The following is a 26,745-nucleotide window of genomic DNA, read 5'->3' on the forward strand; positions in this document are numbered from 1 at the left end:
CCGCGGCCGGCAACCGGTGACCGGCTCCCCCGGCCCGGAGGAGCGTGAACCATGCACGGCGACGACACGGGCGGCGTCACGGGCGGCATGCCGCCCGCGGCCCCGCGCAAGGCCCGGATCGACCGGATCCTTTTCTCCCAGGAGGCCATCGCCCGCAAGGTGCGGGAGCTGGCGGAACGGATACGCCACGACTACGGGACTGCCGGGCGGGCGGCCCCAGGCCCGGTCCTTGAGGGGGCGGCCGGTGGCCATGGCGGCCTTCCCACCCTGACGGTGGTGGGGATCCTCAAAGGGGCCTTCGTCTTCACCGCCGATCTGGTCCGGGCCCTGGGTGAACAGGGGGTCCCGCTGCAGGTCGACTTCATGGCCGTCTCCAGCTACGGCTCGGCCACCCAGACGTCGGGCATCATCCGCATCCTGAAGGACCTGGACCGGCCCATCCGGGGTCAGCACGTGCTGCTCATCGAGGACATCGTGGACACGGGCCTGACCCTGCGCTACCTGCGGGAACACCTGCTGGCCCAGGATCCCGCTTCCCTGAGAGCGTGCGTCCTGCTGGACAAGCCCGAGCGGCGGGTGGTGGACGTGCCCGTGGAGTACGTGGGCTTCACCATCCCCGACGAGTTCGTGGTGGGCTACGGCATCGACTACGCCGAGCAGTTCCGGTACCTGCCCTACATCGCGTGCGTGCGGCTGGAGGACTGACGTGGGGTCAACGGCGGGCCGCCGGCGCCCAGGCTGCCCCAGTAAAAGGAAACCGCCCCCCTGGCCCCGAAGTCTATACTGGCAAAGCCCGATTACCGGAAAGGGGGCGATGCCGTGTTCCGTCGCGGCCAGTGGGTGCGCCACCGCCGGTCCGGTGAGCTGGGGATCATCGTCCGGCTCCGCAGTTCCCGCCAATCCATCCGCGTACGCTGGCAATCCGGTCACGAGCAAGAATGCACATCCGATGACGTCGAACCCTGGGATCCCCCGCCGGGGGTCGATCCCGCCCGGTTCCTGGCCTCCAGTGGCAACGGTGCCGCCGGCCGGCGCAGCGCCTCGGGCGAGTAGCCCCGAGGCCACCGGCTTGCGGAGAACCCTCCCTGGACGGGCTACCCGGTGGGGCGGTGCCGTCCGGGCGGCGAACCCCGCACAATGGTGCCCGCAGGGCTGCCGCCCTTGCAGCGGCAGGCCGCTTCCCCGCCGGAGAGAAGGCATGCCGGCCGTCCGCGGACTCGCACCAGGGACCGTTCCGGGACGAACCCGGCCCCGCGGCGCGGCCCCGAGAGGGGGCCGCGCCGCCTTTATCCCTTCCCTGCCCCTTTCTCCCGGGACGCGGGGCAGGCCAACAACGGGGCATGTTAATTCCGTGGACACGTGCACGGGCACGCCGCAGGATACCCCTCAGGCCGGGGCCGGCGGGCGCACCCCGGCCCTCGGGCCGGTGGGACGCTTCGCCGGGGAGGCGGCGCTCCTGGCCGTCTACGTGGGCGCCGTCCTGCCGGTGGTCGACCGGCTCCTCCAGCGCTGGCAGGAGCGGGCAAGCCGCATCCCGGACCCCGAGCTGCGCCGCCAGGCCCTGGCCAGCCTGCGGGCCAAGCGCTTCCACTGCCAGGGTGGGGCGGTCTTCGCCGCCGCGGTGCCTGCGGACCGGCGGCCGTTGCTGCTTGAGGCTGTGGTCGCCCTGCAAACCATCAGCGACTACCTGGACAACCTCTGCGACCGCAGCGACAGCCTGGACCCGGCAGACTACCGGGAGCTGCATCAGGCCATGCTGGACGCCGTGGCGGTGCCCGGCAGGTCCCTGCCGGCAGGCCCCCGGGAGTCCCGGCGCGGCGAAGACGGCATGCCCCTGCCCGGCGAGCCGTTGCCAGGCGGTCCCCCGCCCGCCCGGACCTTGCCCGGCGGGCCCGACGGGCCCGGGCCCCGGGCGGTCCCGGAAGCCCCGCCCCGCTGGGCCGGACCTGCCCGCGACGGCGGGTCTTACTACCGCCTTCACCCCCACCGGGACGACGGCGGCTACCTGGAGTCCCTTGTGGCGGCCTGCCAGCAGGCCCTGGCCCGCTTCCCTGGCTACCCGCAGGTGGCGGGGACGGTCCGGCGGCTGGTGTCCCTGTACAGCGACCTGCAGGTGAACAAGCACGGGGACCGGGAAGGGCGCCTGGCCCGCCTGCAATCCTGGTACCGCCGGGAGGCGGGGCCGTGGCAGGGACGGCTGGCCTGGTGGGAGTTCGCCGCCGCCTGCGGCTCGACCCTGGGGGTCTTCGCCCTCTTCCGGGAAGCCCTGCTGGCTGCGGAGCCGTCCCCGGCCCGGATCAGGGCCCTGGCCGGCGCCTATTTCCCCTGGATCGGCGGGCTGCACATCCTGCTGGATTACCTCATCGACCAGGCGGAGGACCGGGCGGGAGGCGACCTCAATCTGGTCCGGCCTTACGGCGACCCCCAGCGGGCTGCGGCCGGTCTCGCCGCCTTCGCCCGCCAGGCAGCCCGGCAGGCGGAACGCCTGCCCGAGGCCGCCCTGCACCGGCTGGTGGTCGACGGCCTGCTGGGCCTGTACCTGACGGACCCCAAGGTGGCGAGCCAGGGACTGGAACCCGTGGCCCGGCAGCTGGTGGCGGCCGGCGGGCCCGGCGCCCGCCTGTGCCGGGCGGCCAGCCGGTTCGTCCGGCGGTGGCGGCGCCTGTGAAGGCCAGACGTTGCCCGGCGGGGGCCGGAGGCGGGGCAGGCAGCCGGGCAGGCGACGGGGGTGGGCGGGCTGGGTAGCGGCAGGGGCGGGCTGCGTGGCAGCCGCGTGCCAGGCGCCGGCGTCAAGCCCATCTTCATCACGCCAGCTCAGTGAAGTTGCCAAGCGAGCCGGCGGCCACGAGACGGCACCCTTCGGCGGGCGGGGTGCCAGTCCGGCTCTCCGAGCCGGCCGGGTTACAGCCTAGCTCGCCCCCTCCGCATCACCGCCCTCGAAGAGCAGCCGGGCGCAGTACTCGATGATCTCCCGCCGGCGCACGATGCCGATGAACAGGCCGCGGTCGTCCACCACCGGAACGAAACTCTGGGCTGCCGCCAGCCGGATCAAATCGGCCACCTCGGCGTAGATGGAGACGGGCTCATAGCGGAAACGGCGCGGCACCTCGGCCACCAGGATGCGCTCCGCCCGGTCGAAGGAGAAGTTCCGGGCGCCCTTGATGTACCAGAGCAGGTCGCCTTCCGTCAGGGTGCCGGCGTAGCGTCCTTCGTCGTCGACCAGGGGGACTGCCGTGTAGCGATGGTGCTCCATCCGCTCCATGGCCTGGCGCAGGGTGTTACGGGGGCTGAGCCAGACCACGTCGGACTTGGGCAGGAGGAAGAAGGCCACGTTCACGGCCATCACCGCTTTCATCTTACGCCAGCTGCGGCCGGCCAGCATGGATGGGGGTACGCCCCGGCCCGGACCGGCCGTGTCACCCCGGCGCCGCTGCGCCCCGGCGCCGCTGCAGGCCGGGACCGCCCCGAACCTCCCGGCGAGGCCCCCGGCGGCCGAGAAACGGGCTTGCGCGACGGGCCTGCCCAGCAGGCCGGACCGGCAGGATCCCGGGCCGGGGCCACGAATCACCAAGCCATCATGGCTGCTCCCCAGGCCCTTTCCCCGACCGGGCTCCCTGCGAGCACGGGCAGCACCGCCGCCCAGGTACGGCGGGCCATGGCCGGCGTGCTGGCCGGCGCCGGCCTCTGGGGCCTCTCCGGCACCGCCGCCCAGCAGCTGATGCAGGGCTACGGCGTCACCCCCCAGTGGCTGGTCACCACCCGCATGCTGGTGGCGGGGCTGGTGCTGCTTCTGGCCAGCCCGTGGCTCGGCGCCCGCGACCGCCTGGCACCCTGGCGGGACGGGGCGTCCCGCCGGCAGCTGGTCGCCTTCGCCCTGGGCGGCCTGGTCGGGGTTCAGTACAGCTACATGGCCTCCATCGCCCTGGGCAACGCGGCCACGGCCACGTTCCTCCAATACCTCGGGCCGGCCTTCGTCACGGTGTACGAGGTGCTGCGCTGGCGGCGCCGGCCCCGTAACCATGAGGTGGCCGCGCTGCTGCTGGCGCTGGGCGGCACGCTGCTGTTGGCCACGGGCGGGTCCGTGGGCCGGCTGGCCGTACCGGCCGGGGCCGTGGTCTGGGGCCTGGTCTCGGCCTTGACTCTGGCCTTCTACACCGTGGCCGGTGCCGGCCTCCTGCGGCGGTGGCCGGCGGCACTGGTCATCGGCTGGGCCATGGCGCTGGGCGGGGCGGCCATGGGCATCGTGGCGCCGCCGTGGCACCCTGGTCCCCGTCCCGTCCCCTGGGACGGCGTGGCGGCGGGCCTGTGGTCCTTCGTGGTGCTGGGCGGCACCCTGCTGGCCTTCACCCTGTACCTGGTCAGCCTCCGCCACCTGCGCCCGTCCCAGACCAGCCTGCTGGCCTGCATGGAACCGCTGGCCGCCGCCGCTTCGGCCACCCTCTGGCTGGGCGTTCCCTTCACGCCGCCCATGCTGGCAGGCGGTGCGGCGGTGCTGGCGGCGACCCTCCTGCTCTCGAGCCGCATGGCGACAGGTCCCCAACGACCAGCGGCCGCGGGCTGAGCGGTGGGCCGGCCCGCTTCCCGGGCAACGCCCGGGCCGCCCTGGCCTGGCCCCGGCGGCCCGCCGGCTGGGCGGTTCCCTCCGCCGCCTGCCCGGCCGGCGCCCCTCCCGCCGGGGCGGCTGCCAGGCCGTCACTGTGCCGTCCCTCATCGTCCCGGGTAGACGGGCAGTTCCAGCAGCCTCCCGCCGGGTCCCCGGGTGGCGGCGAAGAGCAGGGCCGCGGCGATCTCGCCGGGGTCGATCCAGCCCGCCGGATCGGCACCGGGCATGGCCTTCCGGTTGGCGGGGGTGTCCACCACGCCCATCGGGTAGACCACGGCCACGCGGATGCGCCCCCTGGACGGGGGTGCACCTCCGGAACCCGGCGGCTGCCCCTCCCGCAGCTCCTCGTCCAGCGATTGGAGGAAGGTGGCCACGGCGCCCTTGGCCGCCGCGTACAGGGCGGCGCGGGGTCCGGCACCCCGCCATGCGGGACCGGAGGCGAAACCGGCGATGAAACCCTCCTCCTGCTCCAGCATCACCGGCAGGACCGCCCGCACGCAGTAGAACAGGGTCCGCACGTTCAGGTCGAAGAGCCGGTCGTACTGGGCCGGGTCCACCTCGTGCACCCGGCCACCGGCGTAGGTGCCCACGGTGTGGATCAGCCCGTCGATCCGCCCCATGCGGGCCTGGACCTGCCGGGCCAGCCCCTCGGCCTCCCCGGCCCGGGTCAGGTCCACCGGGACGAACTCGGCCCCCAGTTCCCGGGCCCGGGCCTCCAGGGCTGCGCCGGCCACGTCCGCCAGCACCAGCCGCGCCCCCGCAGCGGCGAAGGCACGGGCCACGCTGCCGGCGATGGCCCCGGCGCCGCCGGTGATCACCCACACCTGCCCCGACAGCTCCCGCTCCGGCACCTTGGGCCCTCCCTGGTCCTTGGTTTGGTCCGCCGCTCCGGCCCCCGAGGTTCTTTCAGCCGCTCTTTGGCCGGATCGGCAGGTCAAACGATTTCCCCCGGCGGGGCGGCCCTGGCTCCCGACGGCAGGTGACGTTCGGACCGCCAGTGCAAGCGACCCCCCTTGATCCTGGCCACGGCAACCGGCAGGCCGTCGGCGCAGGCCTTGGGACCATGGGCCGCCGGCCGGCCCCGGTGATGACAGGCGGGCCCCATGGAAGGCGGGGGCGGGGATCCTGCCCCCGCCCCCTGCCACGGCTCTGCCGTCTCGGCCCGGCTTGGGGCCCGGTTCCGCCGCCCGTGCCAGCCCTGCCCGTTGCGGCCGGGCGGCGGCCCGGTCGCCCCCTTGCCCTGGGGCCTCAGGCCCCGTCTTGCCCTTCCGCCTCCGGTGTCCCGCCCTGTGCCCGGCCACCGGCGCCCGGCCCCTGCCGCCTCAGCACTCGCTGTATCCGCAGGCCAGGCACTTGCTGCAGCCCTCTTCATGCACCAGGGCGTGGCTGCCGCACTCCGGACACAGGTTCATGCTGAGCTCCCGGCCGTTGCCGCCGGTGATGGGCGCTGCCCCCTGCCGCCCGTGGCCCGCCGTGCCTCCGGCGGCAAGGGCCCGTCCGCCCGCCGTGACGCCATCGGTCCGGGCCGTGCCGTTGCCGGCCGCGCCGTTGCCGGCCGCCCCACCGGATCCCTGGGCGCCGGTCCCGGCATCGCCGGCGAGACCCGCCCCGGTGCCGCCGGCCGGTTCGTCCGCAGCGGCAGCCCCCTGGCCCGCCCGCGCCGCCGCCACGACCTCCCGCGCCTCCTGGGCGGGGTCGCCGGGGAAGACCGTCAGCTGACCGGCGGCCACCTCATCCACCGGGTCCCGCTCGATCTTGCCGGCCAGGTAATCGTCAAGGAACTGGGCGATGGCGTCGGGCACCGACAGCACCCGGTTGGGGCCGAACCCGACGGAGCGGCTGCCGCCGATGCCACGCAGCTGCTCCACCACCTCGTGGGGGTCGATGCCGGCCCGGAAGGCCAGGGACACCAGACGGGCAATGGCCTCGGTGAAGGCCGCCACGTCGGAGCCCGCCTTGCCGATCTGGGCGAACAGCTCGAAGGGGTAACCGTTGAACGTGTTCAACGTCAGGTAGAGGTTGCCCAGCGGCGTGGTCCGCCGCACGGTAAAGCCGTTGAGCTTGCTCGGCCGCTCGATGGGCCGGATCTGCCCCCAGGTGACCCGCAGGCCGCCCGGGGTACCGGGCGCCCCCGTCACCGCCACCGCCGGCTGCTGGGGCTCGCCTGCACCGCCCGTGTCCGGCCCCGCGCCGGCCCCTGCGGCCGCAGCCCCCTGGGCCGCCCCCTTGCCTTGCCGGCCCTTCTCGCCGTCGTCCAGCTTGTGCAGCACGCCTTCCCGGCTGCCGTCGCGGTAGTAGGTGATGCCCTTGCAGCCCAGCTCGTACGCCAACCGGTACAGGGTGCGCACCTGGTCGACGGTATGCTCCCGCGGCGCGTTGACGGTCTTGGAAATGGAGGCGTCCACGTACTGCTGGATCACCGCCTGCATGCGCACGTGCTCTTCCGGCGTCAGCTGGTCCGCCGACACGAAGTAGTCGGGCACGGGCTCGTCAGGGTGCTTCTCCAGCCACTCCTTGTAGAGCTCGTGATAGACGATGTGGGTGCCCGTCCGGTCCGTGCGCTTGAAAGAGAACGCAAAGACCGGCTCGATGCCCGAGCTCACGCCCGCCAGCAGGCTGGTGGTGCCCGTGGGCGCCTGGGTCAGCAGGAACCCGTTGCGGATGCCGTGCTGGGCGATGAGCTGCCGGATGTCCTCGGGCAGCCGCTGGATGAACCAGCCCTGCAGGTACTTCTCCCGGTCGAACAGGGGGAAGGGCCCCTTTTCCTGGGCCAGCAGCGCCGACACCCGGTAGGCCTCGTCGCGGATCAGCCGGTACACCTGGTCGCAGACCTCGAAGGCCTTCTCGCTGCCGTAGCGCACACCCAGCTTGATCAGCATGTCGGCCAGGCCCATGGTCCCCAGGCCGATGCGCCGCACCCCGTACCGCTGGGCCTTCTCGTTCTCGGGGAAGAAGTACTCCGTGGCGTCGATGACGTTGTCCAGGAACCGGACGGCCACGGCCACCGTGTCCTTCAGGCCCTCCAGGTCGAGTTCGCCTTCGTGGACGAACGCGGCCAGGTTGATGGCGCCCAGGTTGCAGACGCCCCAGGGGCCCAGCGGCTGCTCGCCGCAGTTGTGGGCCACCAGGCCGTTGGCGATCAGCGAGTGGGTCACCGGCTCCGTGGTGTCGTACACGTCGGCGGTGCCCGCCGGTTCCACCGCCACCACCCGGGTGATGTAGGTCTCCCGGTTGGAGCGCCGCGCCTTGCCGGCCACGAAGGCCGCCACCTTCTCCTGTTTGCGCGGGCTCATGAACCCCACCTCGGTGAGGAACCGGTCGCGGTTGGCCTTGTCCAGGATGAGCTCGTACTGCGGGGCGGTGGCGTAGCGCCGCAGCCGGCGGCGGCTGTCGGGCAGCCGGCTCTCCCCACCGGCCCGTCGCTCCCGCAGCGCGGCCACGATGCCCAGGTTCAGAAGGAGCAACTGCACGTCCTGCAGCAGCGCCTTCGAGCTGCTGGCCAGGCGGATCGAGCAGGACTTCTTGGCGTCGGTCCGGTTGACGGTGCCGTCGCTGGTGAACAGCCCCTGCAGGAAACCCACCACCGCCTCCCGGGGAGCGCGCCACAACGCCTCGGGGACCCGCTTCTCCCGCGCCTTGACGGCCCGGACCCCCAGGCTCTCGAAGAAGGTGGCCACCGTGCTACCGTACAGCAGGGCCGTGGTGTGGTTCCTGGTGCTGACCGCTCCGCGGACGCCGAACCAGCGGCGGATCCGCTCACGGATCACCGGCAGGACGTCGGCCTCGTCGCAACCGAAGACGAACCCCACCCGCGGCTTGCCTTGATCGCGGTACACGTAGCCGTCGCCCGTCAGCCAGCCCAGCACCTGGCCGAGTTCGCGGCTCCAGGTTCGGGGCGGAGCGGCCTCGCCCCGCTCGATGCGCCCCCGCATGCGGCCGCGGGCGGCCACCGCCCGGTGCCATTCGTCCGGCAGCTGCGGGTCGGCCGGCCAGGCCCCCTCGCCGGACTGCAGGAACAGCACGTCGCCGGGGCGCAGGTCCTTGAGCGCCACGTAGCCCGCCGGGGTCAGGAAGGGATGATCCGGCGTGGCCACCACCTCAAAGCCGTGCTCCGTGACCAGCCGCATGACTTCGGCCTGCCGCCGGGTGAGCATGACCGGCGCCGCCGGACGCAACCGGGTCCCCAGGCGCGGGAAGCCGGCGCCCGCACCCACCACCTGCAGCGCGGCGTCCTCCGCCCGCAGGTCGGTGAGGACGGTGACGGGACGGCCCTCCCGGTAGAGCTCTTCCATGGTCTTGAGCCCTTCGGCGGTGGCCAGGCGCGTGGACCCCACGAAGCAGGGGTTCACGCAGTTGATGGGCTCGCAGTACCAGGTGTTGGAGCGCTTGTTGACCCGCTCCATGAACACCACGCCCGGCTCACCCGACGCCCAGGCCGACTCGCAGATCAGCTCCCACAGGTCCCGGGCCCGCACGGTCTTGTACACCTTGCCGTTCCACTTCAGGTCCCAGGGCAGATCCTGCTGGACGGCCTCCATGAAGGCGTCGCTGATGCACACCGAAAGGTTGGCGTTGGTGATCTTGGTCAGGTCCCGCTTGACGGTGATGAACTCCTCGATGTCCGGGTGGTCGTCGTCCAGCATCAGCATGAGGGCGCCCCGGCGGCTGCCGCCCTGGATCACGCTGCCCGTGGCCGTGCTGTACACCTCGGCCCACGACACGGGACCGCTGGCGGTGCCGTTCACTCCCTTGACGTAGGTGCCCCGCGGGCGCAGGGTGGAGAGGTTCACGCCCACGCCGCCGCCCCGGGACATGATCTCCACCATGAGCGAAACGTTGTCCATGATCCCCTTGCGGCTGTCCTCGGGGGACGGGATCACGTAGCAGTTATAATAAGTCACTTTGTTCCCGGTACCGGCGCCGGCCAGGATACGACCGCCGGGAACAAACTTGAATCCATCCAGGGCCTGGCGGAAGCGCCGCTCCCAGACCTCCCGCCGGTCCGGTTCCTCCACCTCGGCGATGGCCCGGGCGACCCGGTCCCACATCTCTTCCGGCGACGATTCCACCGGTTTCCCGTCGGGCCCCTTGCGGGCGTACCGATCCAGGAACACGGTCTTCCGGATACCCGTGAGTTCCATCGGCGGTCCTCCTTTTCAGCGGGGGCCTACCGGGCTTGTCCCCCGCACGATACCGGCCGCGGGGTGCCCGTCCCCCGCTTGAACCGGGCCGGCGCTGCCGCCGGCGGCGGCCGCCGGCGCCTGGCGGTCCCCGACAGGATCGGAGGAGGCCTCCCCGGCGCTGCGGGGAGCGGGAGCCGGTTCGTCCCCTCCCAGCAGCCGGTCCAGCTCGCGGCGGAAGGTCTCCAGGTCCTTGAACTGGCGGTAGACCGATGCGAAGCGAACGTAAGCCACCTGGTCCAGGTGCCGCAGGCGTTCCATGACCATCTCGCCGATGACCCGCGACTCCACTTCCTTGTCATACCGGCTCTGGAGTTCGCGCTCGATCTCGGCGGCGATGGCCTGCAGGCGCTCCAGCTCGACCGGGCGCTTCTCGCAGGCGGTGAGCATGCCGCGCAGCACCTTGTCCCGGTCGAACGCCTCGCGCCGGCCGTCCTTCTTGATGACCAGGAGCGGCGTGACCTCCACCTTTTCGTAAGTGGTGAAGCGCTCGCCGCACGCCTGGCACTCCCGCCGGCGGCGGACGGCCATGCCCTCTTCCGTCGGGCGGGAGTCCAGCACCCGCGTGTCCGGTGCGAGACAGCGGGGACAGCGCACCGGCTCACCTCCTTTCCCTGCCCGGGGGAACGACGGCGGCGCCGAACAACAACATCTAGGCGCCGCGACATCATTCTCCACCATATGTAGTCCCATCTACGAGGGCGGGATTCGCCAGCGCCCTCGGGTTTCCTTCCGGGTGCCAGGAACCTGTCCGAAGGTCTGCCTCCTGCAGGGTGCGACAGGCGCGCCGCCGATGCAACTCCCCTGACAGGTCGTGGGACGGGATCCTGCGCAGGGAGGGAATACTAACGCCCTGGTTCGGGAGCCTTCGCCGTGGCAAGGGTCCCGGTGTCCGGGAACGGGCGGCAGGCGTCCGGCCTGGCCTGGGCCGGCTCGGATGGTCGCCCGAGCCGGCCCAGGCATAATCCGGTGTGCGACCCTTGCGGGTGGAAAGCGACTTTGTGTAGTGTTGAGTGGTAGACATGCGGGGCCCCGTGCGAACCGGCAGGCCGCTGGGCCGCGGTTCCGGCGTCCGGACACCCGGGTGGCCCGGGTTGCTGCCGGCGGCTCGACCGATCCGGCCCCGCCGGCCCGCCGCCCCCCTGGCGCCCATCCCGCCTGCTCGACAGGGCGCCGTTCCAGGGCTGGGGCCTGGTCCCGCGCGGCCGGCTCCGCAGGGCGGCAACCATCGTCGGCCGGAAGGAGGAGCTTCCCGTTGAGCCGGGTTGGTACACCGGAGCAACAGCCGCCGGCGTCCGGGGGGCGCAAGTCGCTGATCGGGCGGCTTGCCGACTGGATCTTCAACAGCGCCCTCTGGAAGTCGATGTACATGAACCCCTACCCGCGGGACCGGCGCACCCGCGGCCTGGCGGTTCTGAACAGCCTGTTCCTGCACCTGCACCCGGGCCGGATCACCCGGCAGGCGCTGACGTTCCGCTACACCTTCGGGCTCGGCGGCACGTCGTTTTTCATGTTCATCCTGTTGACGGTCACCGGCGTCATCCTGATGTTCTACTACATCCCCTCGGTCCCCCAGGCCTACTTCAGCATCGAAGACCTGGAGACCACCGTGGCCTTCGGCCAGTTCTTCCGCAACATCCACCGCTGGGCGGCCCACGCCATGGTGCTGCTGGTGTTCCTACATATGGTACGGGTTTTCTACACCGGCGCCTACAAGCCGCCCCGGCAGTTCAACTGGGTCATCGGCGTGATCCTGCTGGTGCTGACGTTCCTGATGAGCTTCACGGGCTACCTGCTGCCGTGGGACCAGCTGGCCTACTGGGCGGTGACGGTGGGTACCAACATGGCCGGCGCGACGCCCTTCGTGGGCGACAAGCTGAAGTTCCTCCTGATCGGCGGCTACGACATCAACCAGAACACCCTGATCCGGTGGTACACGCTGCACGTCTTCGCCCTGCCGCTGGTGGCGGCCGTGTTCATGGGGATGCACTTCTGGCGGGTCCGCAAGGACGGCTTCTCCCGCTGAGGCAGTAGCCGGGGAGACGGGCGGTTCGCCGCCCGAGCCCGGCCAGAGGCCGCATCCGCCGAACACGCCAGCAACGGAGGGCACGAGGAGGGAGTCCCGTGGCACAGCCACAACCGGCTCCGGCCGCGACCGGCGAGGAGCCGCAGCGGCCGAACCCCAAGGAACAGGTGACGGTCTGGCCCCACCTGCTCTTGATCGAATTCGTCGGGGCCCTGATCTACACCATCGGCCTGTCGCTTCTGGCCATCCTGATCAAGGCGCCCCTTCTGGAGCTGGCCAACCCGTCCCACACGCCCAACCCGGCCAAGGCGCCCTGGTACTTCCTCAACCTGCAGGAGCTGCTGCTGCACATGCACCCCAGCCTGGCCGGCGTCATCGTGCCGGGGCTCGTGCTGGTCCTGATCGCAGCCATCCCCTACATCGATACGGACCCCTCGGACACCGGCGTGTGGTTCGCGGGCGAGAAGGGCTTGCGGATCTTCAAGTTCTCCTTCCTGTACACGTCGCTGATCGTGCTGGGCCTGATCCTGTTTGACGCTTTCTTCGCGGTCAACGTGGGGGGCGTCGACTACATCGGCACCCGCGGCCTGGTCGCCGCGGTGTTCGGCCTGTTCATGAGCCCCGAGGCGATCCACGCCCAGGCGCAGCTGGTGGAGCACATCGCCGGCGTGGTGATTCCGCTGATCGTCATGGCGGCGGTGCCGGGCGTCCTGGCGGTCATCGTGCGCCGGCGTTACCAGGCCAACACCCGGGAGACCATCATCGCGCTGTTCACGGTGTTCGTCGCCTCCTACTTCGTTCTGACCATCATCGGCACCGGCTTCCGCGGCGAGAGCCTGCACCTGGTGTGGCCGTGGCAGCTGGAACCGCCCCAGTGATCGGGTACTAGGCATCGGGATGCTCTTGATGGCTGGAGGGATTGGCACATGGCCGACGAACGCGAGCGCAGCCCGGAAGCCGGCAAGGATCAGCCGGCGACAGGCGCTGAAGCGGGAAGCCCGGACCGGGCCGAGCCCGCAGGCGGAGCGTCCGGCACCCCCCAGGATACTCCCGTCGCCGCGGGCGGAGCGCCTGCGGGCCAGGGAGGCCAGGGGGGCCAGGAGGCCGCCGGCACGCCGGCGCGGCCCAAGGTGGATCCGGAAAAGCTGGCCGCAGCCAGGGCAGCCGCAGCCAAGGCGGCAGCCGCCAAGGCGGGGGCCGGAGCCGGCAAGGGCGGTGCCGCCGCAGGGCCGGGGTCCGCAGCCGGTGCGGCGGCCAGGCCCGCGGCCCGGGCCGGCGGGCATGGTGCCGCCGCCCGCCGGGACGAGCCCGTTACGCGCCGCGATTTCCTGCACTGGGCCCTCTGGGGATCGGCCTTGCTCTGGCTCGGCCAGTTCGCCGGGAACTTCGCCTATTACTTCTGGCCGCGGAAGGTGGGCTTCTTCGGGCAGAAGATCAACATCGGGCCGGTGTCCAACTTCCCGGTGGGGTCGGTCACCAAGGTGGACGCGGGCAAGTTCTACCTGGTCCACACCGAGCAGGGGCTCATCGCCCTGTACTGGCGCTGCACCCACCTGGGCTGCACGGTACCGTGGAAGCCGGAAGAACGGCCCGACGCGGGCGGCTGCTTCTGCTGCCCCTGCCACGGTTCGCAGTTCAACAAGGTCGGCGAGAAGATCGGCGGCCCTGCCCCGCGGCCGATGGACTACTTCCCCATCGAGATCGATGCCGCGGGCAACGTGTGGGTCGACACCGGCCGTGTGCAGCAGCGCCAGGCCTTTGACCCCAGCCAGCTGACACCGGTCTCTTAATCCGGCCGTCCCGGGGGGCGTTCCCCGGGGAGGCCGTCCGGAGGCGGGTCCGGCGCAGCGTGAGGGCGTCCCGTGCCCGCTTCGCCCCGCCGGTTGCGACGGGGGCCAGGGGCCGGTGCGGCCGGGTGCCACGGCGAGGAGGTTGGGACCATGTTCGAGGTACTGGAATCCGTTGAACTTCTGGCCGTGATGATCGTGATCTTTCTCTGCCTGGTGGCGGTTGACACCGTGGAGCGGTTCACGGGACGCCCGCTGGAGAAGTCCGGCGAGGACGACTGACTCCCGGCCGCGCGGAAAGGAGTCCCAGCCTTGAGCAAGCGCAAGGTCGTCGCCCTGTCACTGCTCTGGGTGCTGATCCTGATCATCCAGGGGTACTGGCTCTTCGAAAGCCAGCGCATGACCAAGGCGTCGGCGGCGGCGCGGGAAGAACAGGCCGCCCACGGCGCCCAGCTCTACGCCCAGAACTGCATGTTGTGCCACGGGCCGGTGGGCGAGGGCATCATCGGTCCCCCCCTGAACCGGGAGGAGTTCCGGGCCGAGGGCAAGACACCCATCCAGGCCGCGACCATCCAGGACTTCCTGACCAAGGTGATCGCCCGGGGCCGGCCGGGGTTCGACCACAACACGTGGGAGATCGAGGACGGCAAGATCCACTCGTACACCCGGATGCCCACCTGGTCGACCGCGGATAACGGGCCGCTCAACGAGCAGCAGATCCGCGACCTGGTGACCTTCCTGATGTACGGGAACTGGCAGGAGCCCAGCAAGCATGCCGCGGCTCCCGAGGTAGCGCGCCTCACCGTGACGGAGTACGTCCAGAACCAGGATACCGGCCAGCAGGAACAGCGCACCCGGCCGGTGACGGCGCAGGATCTGGACGTCAAGGCGGCGGGCCTGACGGACGAAGAGAACCAGCGGGCCAAGGAGCTCTTCGTCACGATGAACTGCGTCCAGTGCCACACCCTGGGCAGCTACGGCGGGGTGGTCGGGCCCAACCTGACCCGCGCCGGGGAGTGGCTCCCCAGCCAGGAGTTCACCGAGCGCTGGATCAGCGACCCGCAGTCCTTCGAGCCCTGGGAGCGGATGCCCTCCGTGTGGCACGGTCAGGGCACCCCGGTGGACCTGACCGAGGTGTATCGCAAGGAAGCGGAGAAGTTCCGCAGCATCATGCCGGCGTACAAGGACGCCATGTCGCAGGAAGAGATTCGCCTGCTGGCCCGCTTCCTGATGGGTCTCGGCGACGTGGCCCAGCGCGCCGCCCAGGAGCCCAACCCGGCTGAAGGCAGCGGCAGTGCCGGCGAACAGGGACAGGGCCAGGGTGGGGGGTCCGGTTCCCAGGGTGGCGCCGGCGGTGGCTCCTGACCACCGCCCCTGCCTTCTTCAGGGCTGCTTCAGGCCGCCCCGCTGGTGGCGACATCGCACCGCGTCGCAAGGGAGGGGCACCGGGTGCCGATGGCCGGTGCCCCTCTGCGCTTTGTACAGATCCTTCGTCTGAGGGCCCTGGCGCCCGCTGGACAGGAGGTCGTGAGGGTATGGGCGGTTCCTCCAGCACGGCAGGCCCGGCTGCGGCCACCCCCGTGGCCGGCAACCGGCAAGGCTGGATCGGCACCCCGCTGCAACCCCCGTCGCTCCCCTGGGGCTGGGCTGCGGCGTGTCTTGCCTTCGGCTGGGGCGCGGGTTCGCTGTTCCGCCTGCGCCAGCTGACCGGCGTGAACATCCTGGACATGTTCGGATTCTGGTGCCTGGTCGGGGCCGGGCTGGCGGCGGCCCGCTTCTTCACCTTGTTGCAGGTGGCCGACGGCCGGCGGCGCTTGCTGGACGCGGTGGACCAGCTGCCACCGGGGATCTTGCGGGTGGCCCTGCCCGCGGCCCACAGGGGTCCAGCCGGGCGGGGCGGTGCGGAGATCCTGCTGGTGGGCTCCAACCGCGCGTGGGTTTTGGGTACGCTGGATCTGTCGGCCGCCGCCCGGCCACGATCGGCCCGCAAGCACCTCCGGCGGGCCTGCGACTTGCTGCAGGCACGGACCAGGTCCCTGGGCGAGTCCCTGGCCGCCGCCGGCCTAACCTGGCCGGAACCCCTGCAGCCGGTCCTGGTGCTGACCCGGCGCCCGGCCGGCGGGCCGGTACTGGAGCACGGCTGCTGGCAGTTGAATCCCGAGCATCTGGGCCGGCTGGTTTTGCCATCGGCCGAGGCCCAGGGATCCCCTCACGTGACGGAGCGGCTCGCCGCGTGGTACGCCACGGCGGCTGCCGGGGAGCCATCCCGGCCGGCTGATGCCTCCGGTGCCGCAGGGCGGCGCGGGCAGGCCGGCAACCCCTCGCGCTCCTGAGGAGCGAGGGGAGCCCGTCCGGCCGGCGTTCCGGCCGGGGGACGTACGGGAACGGTCCCGGACGCGTTGCCGCCGCCGGACCGTTCCCTGGCGGAGGAGGACCTGCTGGACATGCCCTCGTTCTTGCAGGTGGCGGTTCTGATGGCGCTGGTCATCACCGCGGCGAAGGGTGCCGGCGCGCTTTCCAAGCGGCTCGGCCAGCCTGCCGTGTTTGGGGAGTTGCTGGCCGGGATCCTGCTGGGTCCCACCCTGCTGGACATTCTCCACTGGCCGCTGTTCTCCGATCCCCAGTATCTCGAGCATCTGGTGGGCGACCTGGCCGAGCTGGGTGTGATTTTTCTGATGTTCCTGGCCGGCCTGGAGACCGACCTGCAGGAGATGCGCAAGGTGGGCGCGGCCGCCTTCTCCGGCGCCGCCGGCGGGGTGGCCCTGCCTTTCCTAAGCGGCACGGCCCTGGGCCTCGCCTTCGGCTTTCCCGTCTACGAGAGCATCTTCATCGGCACCATCCTCACCGCCACCTCCGTCAGCATCACCGCCCAGACCTTGCTGGAACTGGGCCGCCTGCGGTCCCGCGAAGGCACCACGGTCCTTGGTGCCGCCGTCATCGACGACGTGATGGGCATCGTGATCCTCTCGGTGGTGGTGGCGCTGCATCAGGCCGGGATGGCCGCGGCACCCCTGGCGGACCAGGCCGCCGCGGCCGCCGGTCCCGAAGGGCCCGCAGCCGGTGCCGGTGGGGCCGGGCTGGCGACCGTGGCCCTCATCCTCCTCCGCATGGCCGCCTTCTTCGCGGCGGCCCTCGCCGCTGGGCGGTGGGTCCTGCCCTGGTTGCTCCGCCAGGCTGGCCGGTGGCCTGGCACGGAACCCCAGTTTGCCATGGCGCTGGTCTCCGGCCTGCTGCTGGCCGTCGCCGCGGAGGAACTGGGCGGCGTGGCGGCCATCACCGGGTCGTACATGGCGGGCGTGATGCTCGCCCTGGTCCCCGAGTTGAAGCAGGCGGTGGAAGAACGGCTGGCCATCCTGGCCTACGGCTTTTTCGTCCCCATCTTCTTCGTCAACATCGGCCTCGAAGCCGACCTGGTCCAGTCGGTGGCCGCCAGCGGCCCGGGCTTCCTCGTCCTCATCCTGGTGGCGGCGGTCCTGGGGAAGATCGTGGGTTCCGGGCTGGGGGTGCGCCCCTTCGGCTTCGGCTGGATGGAGGCGCTGCGGGTGGGCATCGGCATGGTCAGCCGCGGCGAGGTCGCCCTGATCGTGGCCGGCATCGGGCTTCAGGAGGGCGTCATCTCCCAGGCGGTGTTCTCCGTCATGGTAGTGATGACCCTCTTCACCACCCTGCTGACACCCATCCTGCTGCGCTGGTCCTTCGGCAGGGCTCCCGGATCGCCGTCGGGTGCCGCCGCCTACTCGCCCATCCCGGGCTCCCGCTCGGGAGAAGCCGGCTGATGGCGCCGGAAGGGGGTCGGGACCTCGTGAAAGTCATGGTCGCCGTCGACGGTTCGCCGCCCTCGGCCCGGGCCGTGGACATGGCCGGGCGCCTCATCCAGGGAAGGGAAGGCGCCCAGGTGATCCTGGTCCACTGCGTCGCCGGCATGAGCGGTGACCTGTTCGTCGGTCTGGACGCCGTGTACCGGTTCATGGAGGAATCGGAGCGCCTCGGCCGGTCCATCCTGGAGGCCGCCGCCCGGCGCCTGCCCGAGCCCCGGCCCCCGGTCCTCCAGCTGCTGCGCCGCGGTGACCCGGGCCACGAGATCGTGGCGGTGGCCCGGGAACAAAGGCCGGACCTCCTGGTGGTCGGTCGCCGGGGCTTGGGCCGGTTGCAGGCGGCGCTGCTGGGCAGCGTGAGCGCCTATGTGATCGAGCACTGGGACGGGCCGGTGCTTGTCGTCCAGTAGCGAGGCAAGGACCAGGCCTGCCAGGCAAGGACCTGGCGCGCAAGGACCGGGGGCCAAGGAACAGGGGCCGGCGCCGCCTGACCGCGCCGGCCCCTGGCCGTTCTCCTGCGGGATCTGGTACCCCTAGGGGACCTGCCCCCATGCAAGCCGTGCCCGGCTTAGAAGCTGCGGCCCCCCATGGCCATCAGCGACACCTCGGCCCACCGGACGAAGGCCTCGGGCCAGAGCCCCAGCACCAGGGTGAAGAACACGCACACCACCAGCACGGTCCAGATGGGCGCCGGCACCGCCACCGGGGTGTCGGGGACGGGCTCCTTCTCCGGCGACACCACGTACATGTACCGCACCAAGTTGTAGTAGTAGCCCACGGAGATCACACTGTTGAGGGCCACCACCACCGGCAGCCAGTAGTTGCCCGCGGCCACCAGGGACCGGAACACCGAGAACTTGGCCATGAACCCCGCCGTGGGCGGCAGGCCGACCAGGGAAACCAGGAACACCACCAGCAGGGCGGCCAGCAGCGGCTCCCGGCGGGCCAGGCCGGCGAAATCCCGCACCTCCCGGCCCTCGCCCTGGACCTGCAGGGCGGTGATCACGGCAAAGGCCCCCACGTTCATGAAGGTATAGGCCATCACGTAGTACAGGACGGCCGGCCGGCTGAGCTCGGTGGCCGCGGCGACGGCCGCCAGGATGTACCCTGCCTGGGCGATGGACGAATAGGCCATCAGGCGTTTGACGTCCGTCTGCCGCAGCGCGGCCACGTTGGCCACGGTCATGGTCAGCACGGCCAGGAGGACGAAGGCCAGCTGCCAGCTGCCCTGCGCGCCGCCCAGGCCGCCGTAGAACACCCGCAGGATGGCGGCGAAGGCCGCACCCTCCGACGCCACCGCCAGGTAGGCGGTGATGGGCGTGGGCGCGCCCTGGTAGGCGTCAGGAAGCCAGAGGTGGAAGGGCACCGCACCCGCCTTGAAGGCCAGGCCGGCCAGGAGGAAGGCGATGCCCAGGGCCAGTACCGGCGCCGGGAGCGGCCCGGCGGTGGCGCCGCCCTGCAGCGCCTGGCCCGCCTGCTGGGCCAGTTCGACCAGGTCGAAGGTGCCCGTGGCCCCGTAGAGCAGGGAGATACCGAAGAGCAGGATGCCGGAGCTCAGGGCGCCGTTGAGGAAGTACTTCAGCGAGGCCTCCTGGGAACGCGGATCGGTGCGCATCAGGCCGGCCAGGGCGTAGGAGCTGAGGGACAGGAGCTCCAGGCCCAGGTAGAAGGTCAGCAGGTTGGCCGCGCCCGCCATGAACAGGGCCCCGGTGGTGGCCAGCAGCAGCAGGCTGAAGTACTCCCCCGCGGCGATGCCCCGGGCGGCCACATAGTCGATGGAAATCAGCGCCACCAGCGCCGTGGCGATGAGGAACACGGCCTTGAAAAAGGCGGCGTAGCCGTCGCTGGCCACCATGTTCCCCAGGATGGGCCCGGGCTGGGTCAGGTCGCGCCGGATCAGGATCATGGCCACCACCACGCCCAGCACGGCCAGATAGCCGATCCAGTCCCGGCGCGCCTCTTGGGCGCTGCTCAACGGCACGGACCCGGTTCCGGCCCCCGAGGCCACGGCCCCCTGGGTTTCCGCCCGCCCGCCCGCAAAGGCGTCTGCCAGCAGGAGGAGCATGGCCGTGAAGACCAGGACGATCTCGGGCAGGAGATAGACCAGTTCTCCAGCCGATGGCACTGGCATCCTCACATCCCCCCCAACTTGGCGACGAATTGCGCGACGGGCGTGCTCAAGACCTGGGTCAGCAACCCCGGCATCCAGCCCAGAAGCAGCATGGCCGCCACCAGGGGCACGAAGGTCGCCAGCTCACGGGCCGACACATCAGGCAGGCCGTGCCACTCCGGCTTCGGCCCGCCCATGGCCACCCGCTGCAGCATGGTGAGGTTGTACATGGCACCGCCCACCAGGCCGATCAGGGCGACGTACACCGCCACCGGGAACACCGGCAGGGTCCCCATCAGGGTGAAGAACTCGCCGATGAAGGTGCTGAACCCGGGCAGCCCCAGGTTGGCGAAGGCGGCGATGCCCAGGAAGGTGGCCGCCACCGGCGTGGTACGGAACATGCCCCCCAGCCGGTCGAAATCCCGCGTGTGGGTGCGGTCATACCAGAAGCCCACCAGGAGGAACAGCAGGGCGGAGGCCAGGCCGTGGGCCACCATCATGAACACGGCCGCCATGGTGGCGGACTGGCCCGCCTGGAGCACCACCTGGGGATCGCGCCCCGCCAGCTGAGCCGCCTCCGCCGCCGCCGGCGCCGCCGCCGCGGCCGCCAGGGCCAGGACCACGAAGCCCATCTGGCTGACCGACGAGTAGGCCACCAGCCGCTTGAAGTCCCGCTGGCCCAGCGCCGTGAAGGCGCCGTAGAGGATGGCGATCACCGCCAGCACGGCCAGCGTGCCGGCCAGGTCCCGGGCCACGTCGGGCAGGGTGGGCCAGGTGATGCGCATCATGCCGTAGGTGCCCATCTTCAGCAGGACCGCGGCCAGGATCACGCTGATGGGGGTCGGCGCCTCCACGTGGGCGTCGGGCAGCCAGGTGTGCACCGGCCACATGGGCGTCTTGATGGCGAACCCGGCGAAGAGCAGCAGGAACAGCGGCAGCTTGAGCGCCTGCGGCACCGCCGCCGGCGCCCGGCGCGCCAGTTCCACCATGTCGAAGGTGCTGGCGCCGGTGAGGAAGTACAGGCCCAGGATGCCCACGATCAGCACGATGCTGCCGACCAGGGTGTAGATGAAGAACTTCAGGGAGGCGTAGTCCCGGCGCGGGCCGCCCCAGATGCCGATAAGGAAGTACATGGGGATCAGGGACAGCTCGAAGAACACGTAGAACAGCAGGTAGTCCAGCGCCAGGAACACGCCGAAGATCCCGGTCACCAGGATGCCCAGCAGCACCCAGTACTCTTTGACGCGCTGCTCGATGCCCCAGGAAGCCAGGGCCGCCAGGGGCGCGACCAGCGCCGTCAAGGCCACCAGGGGCAGGGACAGCCCGTCGACGCCCAGGTAGTACCAGGCGCCCAGGGTGGGGATCCAGCGGTAGCGCTCCACGAACTGCGGGCCGCCCGCGGCCGGGTCGAACCCGGCCCAGACCGCCGCCACCAGCAGCAGCGGCACGGCCAGGGCCACGGTCCCCACGAGGCGAATGGCCCGGTGGTTCTCCCGGGGGATCAGGAGGGTGAGCAGCGCGCCCGCCGCCGGCACCCCCAGGATCAGGCTGAGATAGGGCAGCGACGCGGACATCACCTCAAGCCTCCCGTCACTTGCAGGATCAGCAGCGCCAGCACCACCACGCCGGCGAAGAGGGTCAGCATGTACCCCTGCACCAGGCCGGTGGACCAGCGCCGCACCACCTCGCCCACGCCGGCCACCAGGCGCGCCACGCCGTTGACGATGCCGTCCACCACCAGCCGGTCGAAGCCGGCCACCAGCCGCGCCAGCGCGGACGAACCGCCCAGGACCACCACCTGGTAGGCCCGGTCAAAGAACCACTTCTCCTGCAGGACGAAGTAGGGCGTGGCAAAGGCCGCGCGCAGGGTCTCGGGCGAGATCCAGCCCAGGCCGTACACCACGATGCCGAGAAGGATGCCGCCCACGGCGAACAGGGTGCCGAGCAGCACCACGACGGACTCGGGCTCGTGTGCCGCCACGTGCTCGCCGAAGGTGATGAACTCGTGCACCGGCGCGCCGAAGAGGGCCGGGGCCAGAAAGCCCGCGGCAAAGGCCGGGATGGCCAGCAAAACCAGCGGCCAGCGCAGCTCCGGCCCGCCCTCGTGGGCGTGCTCGTACTTGTGGACGTCCCGCGGCCGGCCGAAGAAGGTCAGCACCACGGCCCGGGTCATGTAGAAGGCCGTCAGCCCGGCGGTCAGGGTGCCCACCCAGAAGAGCACCGGGTAGGGGGAGTGGTAGGCCGCCAGCAGGATCTCGTCCTTGGAGTAGAACCCGGCGAAGGGCCAGATGCCGGCCAGGGCCAAGGTGCCGACGATGAAGGTCAGGGCCGTCAGCTTCATCTTGCCGGCCAGGCCGCCCATCTCCCGCATGTCCTGGGTGTGCACGGCGTGGATGACGGCCCCCGAGCCCAGGAAGAGCAGGGCCTTGAAGAAGCCGTGGGTCCACAGGTGGAACATGGCGGCCGCGTAGCCGCCCACGCCCAAGGCCATGACCATGTAGCCCAGCTGGCTGACCGTCGAGTAGGCCAGCACCTTCTTGATATCGGTCTGTACCACGGCGATGCTGGCCGCCAGGAAGGCCGTGAACGCCCCCAGGAAGGCCACCACCGCCAGGGCCGTGGCCGACTCGGCGAAGATGAAGTAGGTCCGGGCGACGAGGAACACGCCCGCGGCCACCATGGTGGCGGCGTGGATCAGGGCACTGACGGGCGTAGGACCGGCCATGGCGTCAGGAAGCCACACGTGCAGCGGCGCCTGGGCCGACTTCCCCACCGCGCCACCGAAGATCAGGAGGGCCGCTACGGTCATGGCCCGGGCGAAGTCCGGGGCCCCCGCCCCCGCCTGGTGCTCCACCCAGGCCTGCCAGTCGGCGAAACGCAGGCTGCCCGTCAGGTGGAACATGTACCAGAAGCCGGCCATCATCAGCACGTCGCCGATACGGGTGGTGATGAAGGCCTTGTACGCCGCCGCCTGGTTCTCCCGCTCCTCGAACCAGTGGCCGATGAGCAGGTAGGAGCAGGCGCCCATGATCTCCCACCAGATCAGCCAGAAGACGGCGTTGTCGGCGATGACCAGCCCGAGCATGCCCGCCGTGAACAGGGAGATCAGGGCGAAGTAGCGGTTGTAGCGGGCATCGCCATGCATGTAGCCCAGGGAGAAGACGTGCACCATCAAGCTGACGAAGGACACCATTAAGAGCAGGGCCGCTTCCAGGTTGTCGACCCGGAACCCGGCCCGCAGCTCGAAGGAGCCGAACTGCAGCCACCGCCACGCGGCCTCGTAGGCCTCGGGGCGGGCCACCGCGTCCCGGAATACGCCCAGGGACAGGATCGCCGCCGCCAGCATGCCGGTGACGCCGATCCAGCCCGCCCGCTCGCCCAGCCGGCGGCCGAAGAACACCGTCAGCACGAAGGCCGCCAGGGGGAAGAGCGGGATCAACCAGGCCGATTCCACCACGCCGCTCACCTCGCAGTCCCGTCCGTACCCAGCCCGTTCCGTATCGCACCCCGGCCTGACCGTCGCGGGCTCAACCGCGCATCAGCCGGATCTTGTTGACGTCCACCTCGCCGCGGCGCCGCACCACCATCAGCACGATGCCGATGCCGATGGCCGCCTCCGCCGCCGCGATGGCGATGATGAACAGGCCGAAGATCTGCCCTTCCACCGACCCGGGGTCCAGGTACTGGTTCAGCGCCACCAGGTTGAGGTTGACGGCATTGAGCATCAGCTCGATGCACATCAGGATCCGGATGGCGTTGGTGCGGGTCAGGGCGCCCCACAGGCCGATGCCGAAGAGCAGGGTCCCCACCACGAGATAATCCAGCAAAGGAATGCCGCCCATCAGCGGCCCACCTCCCCTGCCGCACCGGCTCCACCGGACGAACCGGCCGCCGCCGTCACCCGGTTCCCGGCCGGCGAGGATCCGGCGGGCGTCCCGGCCTGCGGCACCCCGTCACCCAGGTCCTGGGCCGCCATGGCGCCCTGCACCCGGGCGACCGGCGCCGTGCGGGCCGCCCCCCCGTCGCGCCCGCCACGACCGCGCTCTTCCGCCGTCTCGCGCCGCGTCAGGCCGATGGCGCCGATGAGGGCCGCCAACAGCGCGGCCGAGGCCACCTCGAAGGGGATGGCGTAGCGGGTGAACATCTCGCCCCCGATGGCCCGCAGGTCGTCGGCCACGGGCTCGCCCAGGGGCACCCGGGGAAGCTGGGCGGCAGCCAGGCCGGCCAGGATCACGGCCACCAGCACCCCGGCCACCACCACCGGCAGCCAGCCGTAGTAGGGCGAAAGGAACCGGCGCCGCAGGCGCTCGCCCAGGGCAAGGTCGCCCGCGCCCCGCAGCTCCTCGGGGTCCGAGAGCATGATGGCGAAGACCACCACGGTCAGAATCGCCCCGACGTACACCAGCACGTGCAGCAGGGCGAAGGTCGGCGCCTTGAGCAGGATGAACAGGCCCGCCATGCCGACGAAGGTGAGGCCGAGGAACAGGGCGCTGTGGGCGATCTGCTCGCTGGTCACCACCCGCCAGGCCCCCAGCAGCACCACCGCCGCCAGCACGGCGAAGATGACGGCCGTCCCGCTCATGGCTTCTCGCCCCCAGCCAGCCGGACGGCGTCGTACTGCTTCCAGATCTCCGCCAGCTGCTCCTTGTTGAAGATCAGGTTGGGCACCGAGTAGTCGGCGATCTCGAAGTGGTTCGCCATCTCCAGGGCGTCGAAGGGACAGGCCTCGACGCACAGGTTGCAGACCATGCAGCGCGACATGTCGATGTTGAAGACCTTGGGCCGGCGCAGGCGCTTGCCGTTCTCGTCGGTCTCCTCGATGACCTCGATGACGTTGACGGGGCAGGAGCGGGCGCACAGGCCGCAGGCCGTGCAGTTCAGGTCGCCCGTCTCCAGGTTGGTCTTGAGCACCGGGATGCCGCGGTAGCCCTTGGGCAGGTCGGGCCGCTCGTCCGGGTAGTTCACCGTCACCGGCGGGCGGGCGGCCGACCGCCAGGTCACGGCGTGGCCCGCCACCAGGCTCTTCGCGGTCTGCCAGATCTCAGCCAGGACGCTCATCCGTGGTCACCGCCTTTCAGACCAGGAACAACCCGGTGATGACCAGGTTCAGCAGGCCCACCGGGACGAGGAACTTCCAGCCCAGGTCCAGCAGCTGGTCGATGCGGATGCGCGGCAGGGTCCAGCGGATCCACATGGCCAGCAGGACGAAGGCGTAGGTCTTGATCAGGAACCACACCACCGGCGGCAGGATCGGCCCGTTCCACCCGCCGAAGAACAGGCTGGCCGCGATGGCGGACATGGTGAACAGGTTGGTGTACTCGGCGAACATGAACATGCCCCAGCGGATCCCGCTGTACTCGGTGAAGTAGCCCGCCACCAGCTCCGACTCGGCCTCGGCGAGGTCGAAGGGCGTGCGGTTCAGCTCGGCGATGGCGGCGATGAGGAAGACGATGAACCCGAGGAACTGCGGGAAGACGAACCAGTACCGCTGCTGGGCCTCCACGATGTCCTGCAGGCTGAGGCTGCCCGCCAGCATGACCACGCCCAGCACCGCCAGCACCAGCGGGATCTCGTAGGCCATCAGCTGGGCCGCGGCCCGCATGGCACCGATCAGGGAGTACTTGTTGTTGGAACCCCACCCGGCCATGAAGATGCCGAACAGGGTGAAGGACGAGACGGCGCTGAGGAACAGCAGGCCCAGGTTGAAGTCGGGCTGGACGCCGAAACCGGGCCCGACGGGCAGGATGACGAACAAAAGCACCGCCGGCGCAAACACCACCACCGGCGCCGCCGCCCAGACCCAGCGGTCCGCCGCCGCGGGCATGACGTCCTCCTTGGAGAACATCTTGATGGCGTCGGCGAAGAGCTGGGCCCAGCCGTGGGGCTTGCCGACCCGGTAGGGCCCCACCCGGTATTGCATCCGGGCGGACACCTTCCGCTCCAGCCAGACCAGGAACATGAAGTTCACGCCGATGAAGGCGAGGGCAATGGTGGCCTTGAGGATGGCCCACAGCACCGCCACCAGCCACTCCGGCATCAGCGGTCGACCTCCCCGAGGACGATGTCGATGCTGCCGATGATGGCCACCACGTCGGCCACCAGGTGCCCCCTCGCCAGGATCGGCAGCAGCTGCAGGTTGACGAAGCAGGGCGAGCGCCAGCGGGCCCGGTAGGCGTTGGTGTCACCGGCCGCCACCAGGTAGACGCCCACCTCGCCCCGCGGCCCTTCCACCCGGTGGTACACCTCGCCGTAGGGGCGAATGGCCCGCGGTACCTTGGCCATCACCGGGCCGTCGGGCAGTTCCTTGACGGCCTGGCGAATGATCCGGGCGCTCTCCAGGATCTCGTACATGCGGACCAGGGCCCGGTCGTAGACGTCGCCGTTCTCCCCCACCGGAACGTCGAACTCGAACCGGTCGTAGGGCAGGTAGTTGTCGGCCTTGCGCACGTCGTACTTGATGCCCGAACCCCGCAGCACCGGCCCGCTGGCGCCGTAGGCCACGGCCACCTCCGGCTTCAGCACCCCGATGCCCCGGGTGCGGCGGATGAAGATCGGGTTTTCGATGAGCAGCTTCATGAATTCGGGCCAGTACTTGTTCTCCAGCTGGTCCAGGAAGGAGAGCAAATCTTCGATCCAGCCGTCGGGCACGTCGTTGCGCAGCCCGCCGATGCGCAGGTATGCGTAGAGGAACCGCGCGCCGGTGGCCTGCTCGAAGAGCTTGTAGCAGTACTCGCGGGCGGTGAAGGCGTGGAGGAACGCCGTCACCGCACCCAGGTCGAGGCCGAAGGTACCGAACCACAGCAGGTGGCTGGTGATGCGCTGCAGCTCGGAGAAGATCACCCGCAGGATCTGGGCCCGCTCGGGCACCTCCAGGCCCGTCAGCTTCTCCACCGCCTGCACCAGGGCCAGCTCGTTGGTGATGGCGGCCAGGTAGTCGTTCCGGTCCGAGAAGGGGACCGTCATGGCGTACGTCATGTACTCGGCGATCTTTTCCCAGTTGCGGTGCAGGTAGCCGATGTCGGGCTGGGCGTCGACCACCGTCTCGCCGTCCAGGCTGAGCACGACCCGCAACACCCCGTGGGTGCTGGGGTGCTGGGGGCCCATGCTCATGGTCATGGTCTGGCGCCCGCCTTCCAGGGGCTCGATCCGCACCCGGTCCCCCAGGCGTGGATCCAGCTCCAGCGGCTGCACCGGTTCCCGCGTCAGGCTCACGGCCCTCACCTC

Annotated in this window: 24 protein-coding genes; 12 read left to right on the forward strand and 12 right to left on the reverse strand. The window is 70.9% G+C overall.

Going from position 1 to position 26,745, the window contains the following annotated elements; translation table 11 throughout:
* The first annotated feature begins 51 nt into the window (after positions 1 to 51).
* The 3 genes from hpt to THESUDRAFT_RS09220 all read left to right on the forward strand — a co-directional run bounded on the left by hpt (position 52) and on the right by THESUDRAFT_RS09220 (position 2,668).
* Complete coding sequence (gene hpt, locus THESUDRAFT_RS09210; RefSeq protein WP_006904515.1) at positions 52 to 705, forward strand: hypoxanthine phosphoribosyltransferase; 654 nt, start codon at positions 52 to 54, stop codon at positions 703 to 705.
* 114 nt (positions 706 to 819) lie between these two features.
* The gene (locus THESUDRAFT_RS09215; RefSeq protein WP_006904516.1) at positions 820 to 1,053 is read left to right on the forward strand and encodes a hypothetical protein; all 234 of its coding nucleotides are present in this window, start codon (positions 820 to 822) and stop codon (positions 1,051 to 1,053) included.
* 298 nt (positions 1,054 to 1,351) lie between these two features.
* On the forward strand, positions 1,352 to 2,668 hold the full coding sequence (locus THESUDRAFT_RS09220; RefSeq protein WP_242823305.1) for a tetraprenyl-beta-curcumene synthase family protein: 1,317 nt from the start codon (positions 1,352 to 1,354) through the stop codon (positions 2,666 to 2,668).
* A 240-nt stretch (positions 2,669 to 2,908) separates the two neighbouring features.
* On the opposite strand, the gene THESUDRAFT_RS09225 is transcribed toward THESUDRAFT_RS09220, so the two are convergent.
* Positions 2,909 to 3,343 carry a CBS domain-containing protein gene (locus THESUDRAFT_RS09225; RefSeq protein ID WP_242823306.1) on the reverse strand — a complete coding sequence of 145 codons (435 nt, stop codon included), beginning with the start codon at positions 3,341 to 3,343 and terminating at the stop codon, positions 2,909 to 2,911.
* A gap of 162 nt (positions 3,344 to 3,505) precedes the next feature.
* Here THESUDRAFT_RS09225 and THESUDRAFT_RS09230 point away from each other — a divergent pair, with 162 nt between their 5' ends.
* A complete protein-coding gene (locus THESUDRAFT_RS09230) occupies positions 3,506 to 4,561 on the forward strand; it encodes a DMT family transporter (protein WP_242823307.1) in 1,056 nt (351 codons plus the stop codon).
* A gap of 146 nt (positions 4,562 to 4,707) precedes the next feature.
* Here THESUDRAFT_RS09230 and THESUDRAFT_RS09235 read toward each other — a convergent pair whose 3' ends face one another.
* The 3 genes from THESUDRAFT_RS09235 to nrdR all read right to left on the reverse strand — a co-directional run bounded on the left by THESUDRAFT_RS09235 (position 4,708) and on the right by nrdR (position 10,380).
* Positions 4,708 to 5,454, reverse strand: a complete 747-nt coding sequence (locus THESUDRAFT_RS09235) for an SDR family oxidoreductase (protein WP_006904520.1) — start codon at positions 5,452 to 5,454, stop codon at positions 4,708 to 4,710.
* Between the two features lie 471 nt (positions 5,455 to 5,925).
* Positions 5,926 to 9,744, reverse strand: coding sequence for an intein-containing adenosylcobalamin-dependent ribonucleoside-diphosphate reductase (locus tag THESUDRAFT_RS13555; protein WP_006904521.1), 3,819 nt, complete (start codon positions 9,742 to 9,744; stop codon positions 5,926 to 5,928).
* 15 nt (positions 9,745 to 9,759) lie between these two features.
* Positions 9,760 to 10,380, reverse strand: coding sequence for a transcriptional regulator NrdR (gene nrdR, locus THESUDRAFT_RS09245; RefSeq protein ID WP_006904522.1), 621 nt, complete (start codon positions 10,378 to 10,380; stop codon positions 9,760 to 9,762).
* A 658-nt stretch (positions 10,381 to 11,038) separates the two neighbouring features.
* Between nrdR and extP the strand changes: the two genes are divergently transcribed.
* The 8 genes from extP (at position 11,039) to THESUDRAFT_RS09280 (ending at position 17,821) form a co-directional block, all read left to right on the forward strand.
* Entirely contained in the window at positions 11,039 to 11,809 is a 771-nt protein-coding gene (gene extP, locus THESUDRAFT_RS09250) for a selenite/tellurite reduction operon b-type cytochrome ExtP (RefSeq protein ID WP_006904523.1), read from the forward strand.
* A gap of 98 nt (positions 11,810 to 11,907) precedes the next feature.
* Positions 11,908 to 12,687 carry a cytochrome b family protein gene (locus tag THESUDRAFT_RS09255; protein WP_006904524.1) on the forward strand — a complete coding sequence of 260 codons (780 nt, stop codon included), beginning with the start codon at positions 11,908 to 11,910 and terminating at the stop codon, positions 12,685 to 12,687.
* Positions 12,688 to 12,735: 48 nt separating this feature from the next.
* Positions 12,736 to 13,599 carry a QcrA and Rieske domain-containing protein gene (locus tag THESUDRAFT_RS09260; protein ID WP_006904525.1) on the forward strand — a complete coding sequence of 288 codons (864 nt, stop codon included), beginning with the start codon at positions 12,736 to 12,738 and terminating at the stop codon, positions 13,597 to 13,599.
* 150 nt (positions 13,600 to 13,749) lie between these two features.
* The gene (locus THESUDRAFT_RS15110) at positions 13,750 to 13,878 is read left to right on the forward strand and encodes a hypothetical protein (RefSeq protein WP_006904526.1); all 129 of its coding nucleotides are present in this window, start codon (positions 13,750 to 13,752) and stop codon (positions 13,876 to 13,878) included.
* A 30-nt stretch (positions 13,879 to 13,908) separates the two neighbouring features.
* Positions 13,909 to 14,961, forward strand: coding sequence for a c-type cytochrome (locus THESUDRAFT_RS09265; RefSeq protein WP_006904527.1), 1,053 nt, complete (start codon positions 13,909 to 13,911; stop codon positions 14,959 to 14,961).
* A 170-nt stretch (positions 14,962 to 15,131) separates the two neighbouring features.
* A complete protein-coding gene (locus THESUDRAFT_RS09270) occupies positions 15,132 to 15,929 on the forward strand; it encodes a hypothetical protein (protein ID WP_006904528.1) in 798 nt (265 codons plus the stop codon).
* Positions 15,930 to 16,040: 111 nt separating this feature from the next.
* Positions 16,041 to 17,372, forward strand: coding sequence for a cation:proton antiporter (locus tag THESUDRAFT_RS09275; RefSeq protein WP_006904529.1), 1,332 nt, complete (start codon positions 16,041 to 16,043; stop codon positions 17,370 to 17,372).
* 35 nt (positions 17,373 to 17,407) lie between these two features.
* The gene (locus tag THESUDRAFT_RS09280) at positions 17,408 to 17,821 is read left to right on the forward strand and encodes a universal stress protein (protein WP_242823390.1); all 414 of its coding nucleotides are present in this window, start codon (positions 17,408 to 17,410) and stop codon (positions 17,819 to 17,821) included.
* A gap of 158 nt (positions 17,822 to 17,979) precedes the next feature.
* Here THESUDRAFT_RS09280 and THESUDRAFT_RS09285 read toward each other — a convergent pair whose 3' ends face one another.
* The 8 genes from THESUDRAFT_RS09285 to THESUDRAFT_RS09320 all read right to left on the reverse strand — a co-directional run bounded on the left by THESUDRAFT_RS09285 (position 17,980) and on the right by THESUDRAFT_RS09320 (position 26,733).
* The gene (locus THESUDRAFT_RS09285) at positions 17,980 to 19,542 is read right to left on the reverse strand and encodes an NADH-quinone oxidoreductase subunit N (protein WP_006904532.1); all 1,563 of its coding nucleotides are present in this window, start codon (positions 19,540 to 19,542) and stop codon (positions 17,980 to 17,982) included.
* Positions 19,543 to 19,544: 2 nt separating this feature from the next.
* The gene (locus tag THESUDRAFT_RS09290) at positions 19,545 to 21,095 is read right to left on the reverse strand and encodes a complex I subunit 4 family protein (protein ID WP_006904533.1); all 1,551 of its coding nucleotides are present in this window, start codon (positions 21,093 to 21,095) and stop codon (positions 19,545 to 19,547) included.
* On the reverse strand, positions 21,095 to 22,978 hold the full coding sequence (gene nuoL, locus THESUDRAFT_RS09295) for an NADH-quinone oxidoreductase subunit L (RefSeq protein ID WP_006904534.1): 1,884 nt from the start codon (positions 22,976 to 22,978) through the stop codon (positions 21,095 to 21,097). The genes THESUDRAFT_RS09290 and nuoL overlap by 1 nt, the downstream gene beginning before the upstream one ends.
* A 70-nt stretch (positions 22,979 to 23,048) precedes the next feature.
* A complete protein-coding gene (gene nuoK / locus THESUDRAFT_RS09300; protein WP_006904535.1) occupies positions 23,049 to 23,363 on the reverse strand; it encodes an NADH-quinone oxidoreductase subunit NuoK in 315 nt (104 codons plus the stop codon).
* Positions 23,363 to 24,103 carry an NADH-quinone oxidoreductase subunit J family protein gene (locus tag THESUDRAFT_RS09305; protein WP_006904536.1) on the reverse strand — a complete coding sequence of 247 codons (741 nt, stop codon included), beginning with the start codon at positions 24,101 to 24,103 and terminating at the stop codon, positions 23,363 to 23,365. The genes nuoK and THESUDRAFT_RS09305 overlap by 1 nt, the downstream gene beginning before the upstream one ends.
* Entirely contained in the window at positions 24,100 to 24,579 is a 480-nt protein-coding gene (locus THESUDRAFT_RS09310; protein WP_006904537.1) for a NuoI/complex I 23 kDa subunit family protein, read from the reverse strand. The genes THESUDRAFT_RS09305 and THESUDRAFT_RS09310 overlap by 4 nt, the downstream gene beginning before the upstream one ends.
* Before the next feature lie 16 nt (positions 24,580 to 24,595).
* Entirely contained in the window at positions 24,596 to 25,558 is a 963-nt protein-coding gene (gene nuoH / locus THESUDRAFT_RS09315) for an NADH-quinone oxidoreductase subunit NuoH (RefSeq protein ID WP_006904538.1), read from the reverse strand.
* On the reverse strand, positions 25,558 to 26,733 hold the full coding sequence (locus THESUDRAFT_RS09320) for an NADH-quinone oxidoreductase subunit D (protein ID WP_006904539.1): 1,176 nt from the start codon (positions 26,731 to 26,733) through the stop codon (positions 25,558 to 25,560). The genes nuoH and THESUDRAFT_RS09320 overlap by 1 nt, the downstream gene beginning before the upstream one ends.
* Between the last annotated feature and the right edge of the window lie 12 nt (positions 26,734 to 26,745).

The sequence above is a fragment of the Thermaerobacter subterraneus DSM 13965 genome (assembly GCF_000183545.2).
GTDB classification, from domain to species: Bacteria; Bacillota; Sulfobacillia; order Thermaerobacterales; family Thermaerobacteraceae; genus Thermaerobacter; species Thermaerobacter subterraneus.

Bases quoted from the DNA above. Each gene is read 5' to 3' on its own strand.
- hpt (WP_006904515.1), top strand. From the start codon at position 52: ATGCACGGCGACGACACGGGCGGCGTCACGGGCGGCATGCCGCCCGCG.
- THESUDRAFT_RS09225 (WP_242823306.1), bottom strand. From the start codon at position 3,343: ATGGCCGTGAACGTGGCCTTCTTCCTCCTGCCCAAGTCCGACGTGGTC.
- THESUDRAFT_RS13555 (WP_006904521.1), bottom strand. From the start codon at position 9,744: ATGGAACTCACGGGTATCCGGAAGACCGTGTTCCTGGATCGGTACGCC.
- THESUDRAFT_RS09260 (WP_006904525.1), top strand. From the start codon at position 12,736: ATGGCCGACGAACGCGAGCGCAGCCCGGAAGCCGGCAAGGATCAGCCG.
- THESUDRAFT_RS15110 (WP_006904526.1), top strand. From the start codon at position 13,750: ATGTTCGAGGTACTGGAATCCGTTGAACTTCTGGCCGTGATGATCGTG.
- THESUDRAFT_RS09270 (WP_006904528.1), top strand. From the start codon at position 15,132: ATGGGCGGTTCCTCCAGCACGGCAGGCCCGGCTGCGGCCACCCCCGTG.
- THESUDRAFT_RS09275 (WP_006904529.1), top strand. From the start codon at position 16,041: ATGCCCTCGTTCTTGCAGGTGGCGGTTCTGATGGCGCTGGTCATCACC.
- THESUDRAFT_RS09280 (WP_242823390.1), top strand. From the start codon at position 17,408: ATGGTCGCCGTCGACGGTTCGCCGCCCTCGGCCCGGGCCGTGGACATG.
- THESUDRAFT_RS09285 (WP_006904532.1), bottom strand. From the start codon at position 19,542: ATGCCAGTGCCATCGGCTGGAGAACTGGTCTATCTCCTGCCCGAGATC.
- THESUDRAFT_RS09290 (WP_006904533.1), bottom strand. From the start codon at position 21,095: ATGTCCGCGTCGCTGCCCTATCTCAGCCTGATCCTGGGGGTGCCGGCG.
- nuoK (WP_006904535.1), bottom strand. From the start codon at position 23,363: ATGGGCGGCATTCCTTTGCTGGATTATCTCGTGGTGGGGACCCTGCTC.
- THESUDRAFT_RS09305 (WP_006904536.1), bottom strand. From the start codon at position 24,103: ATGAGCGGGACGGCCGTCATCTTCGCCGTGCTGGCGGCGGTGGTGCTG.
- THESUDRAFT_RS09310 (WP_006904537.1), bottom strand. From the start codon at position 24,579: ATGAGCGTCCTGGCTGAGATCTGGCAGACCGCGAAGAGCCTGGTGGCG.
- nuoH (WP_006904538.1), bottom strand. From the start codon at position 25,558: ATGCCGGAGTGGCTGGTGGCGGTGCTGTGGGCCATCCTCAAGGCCACC.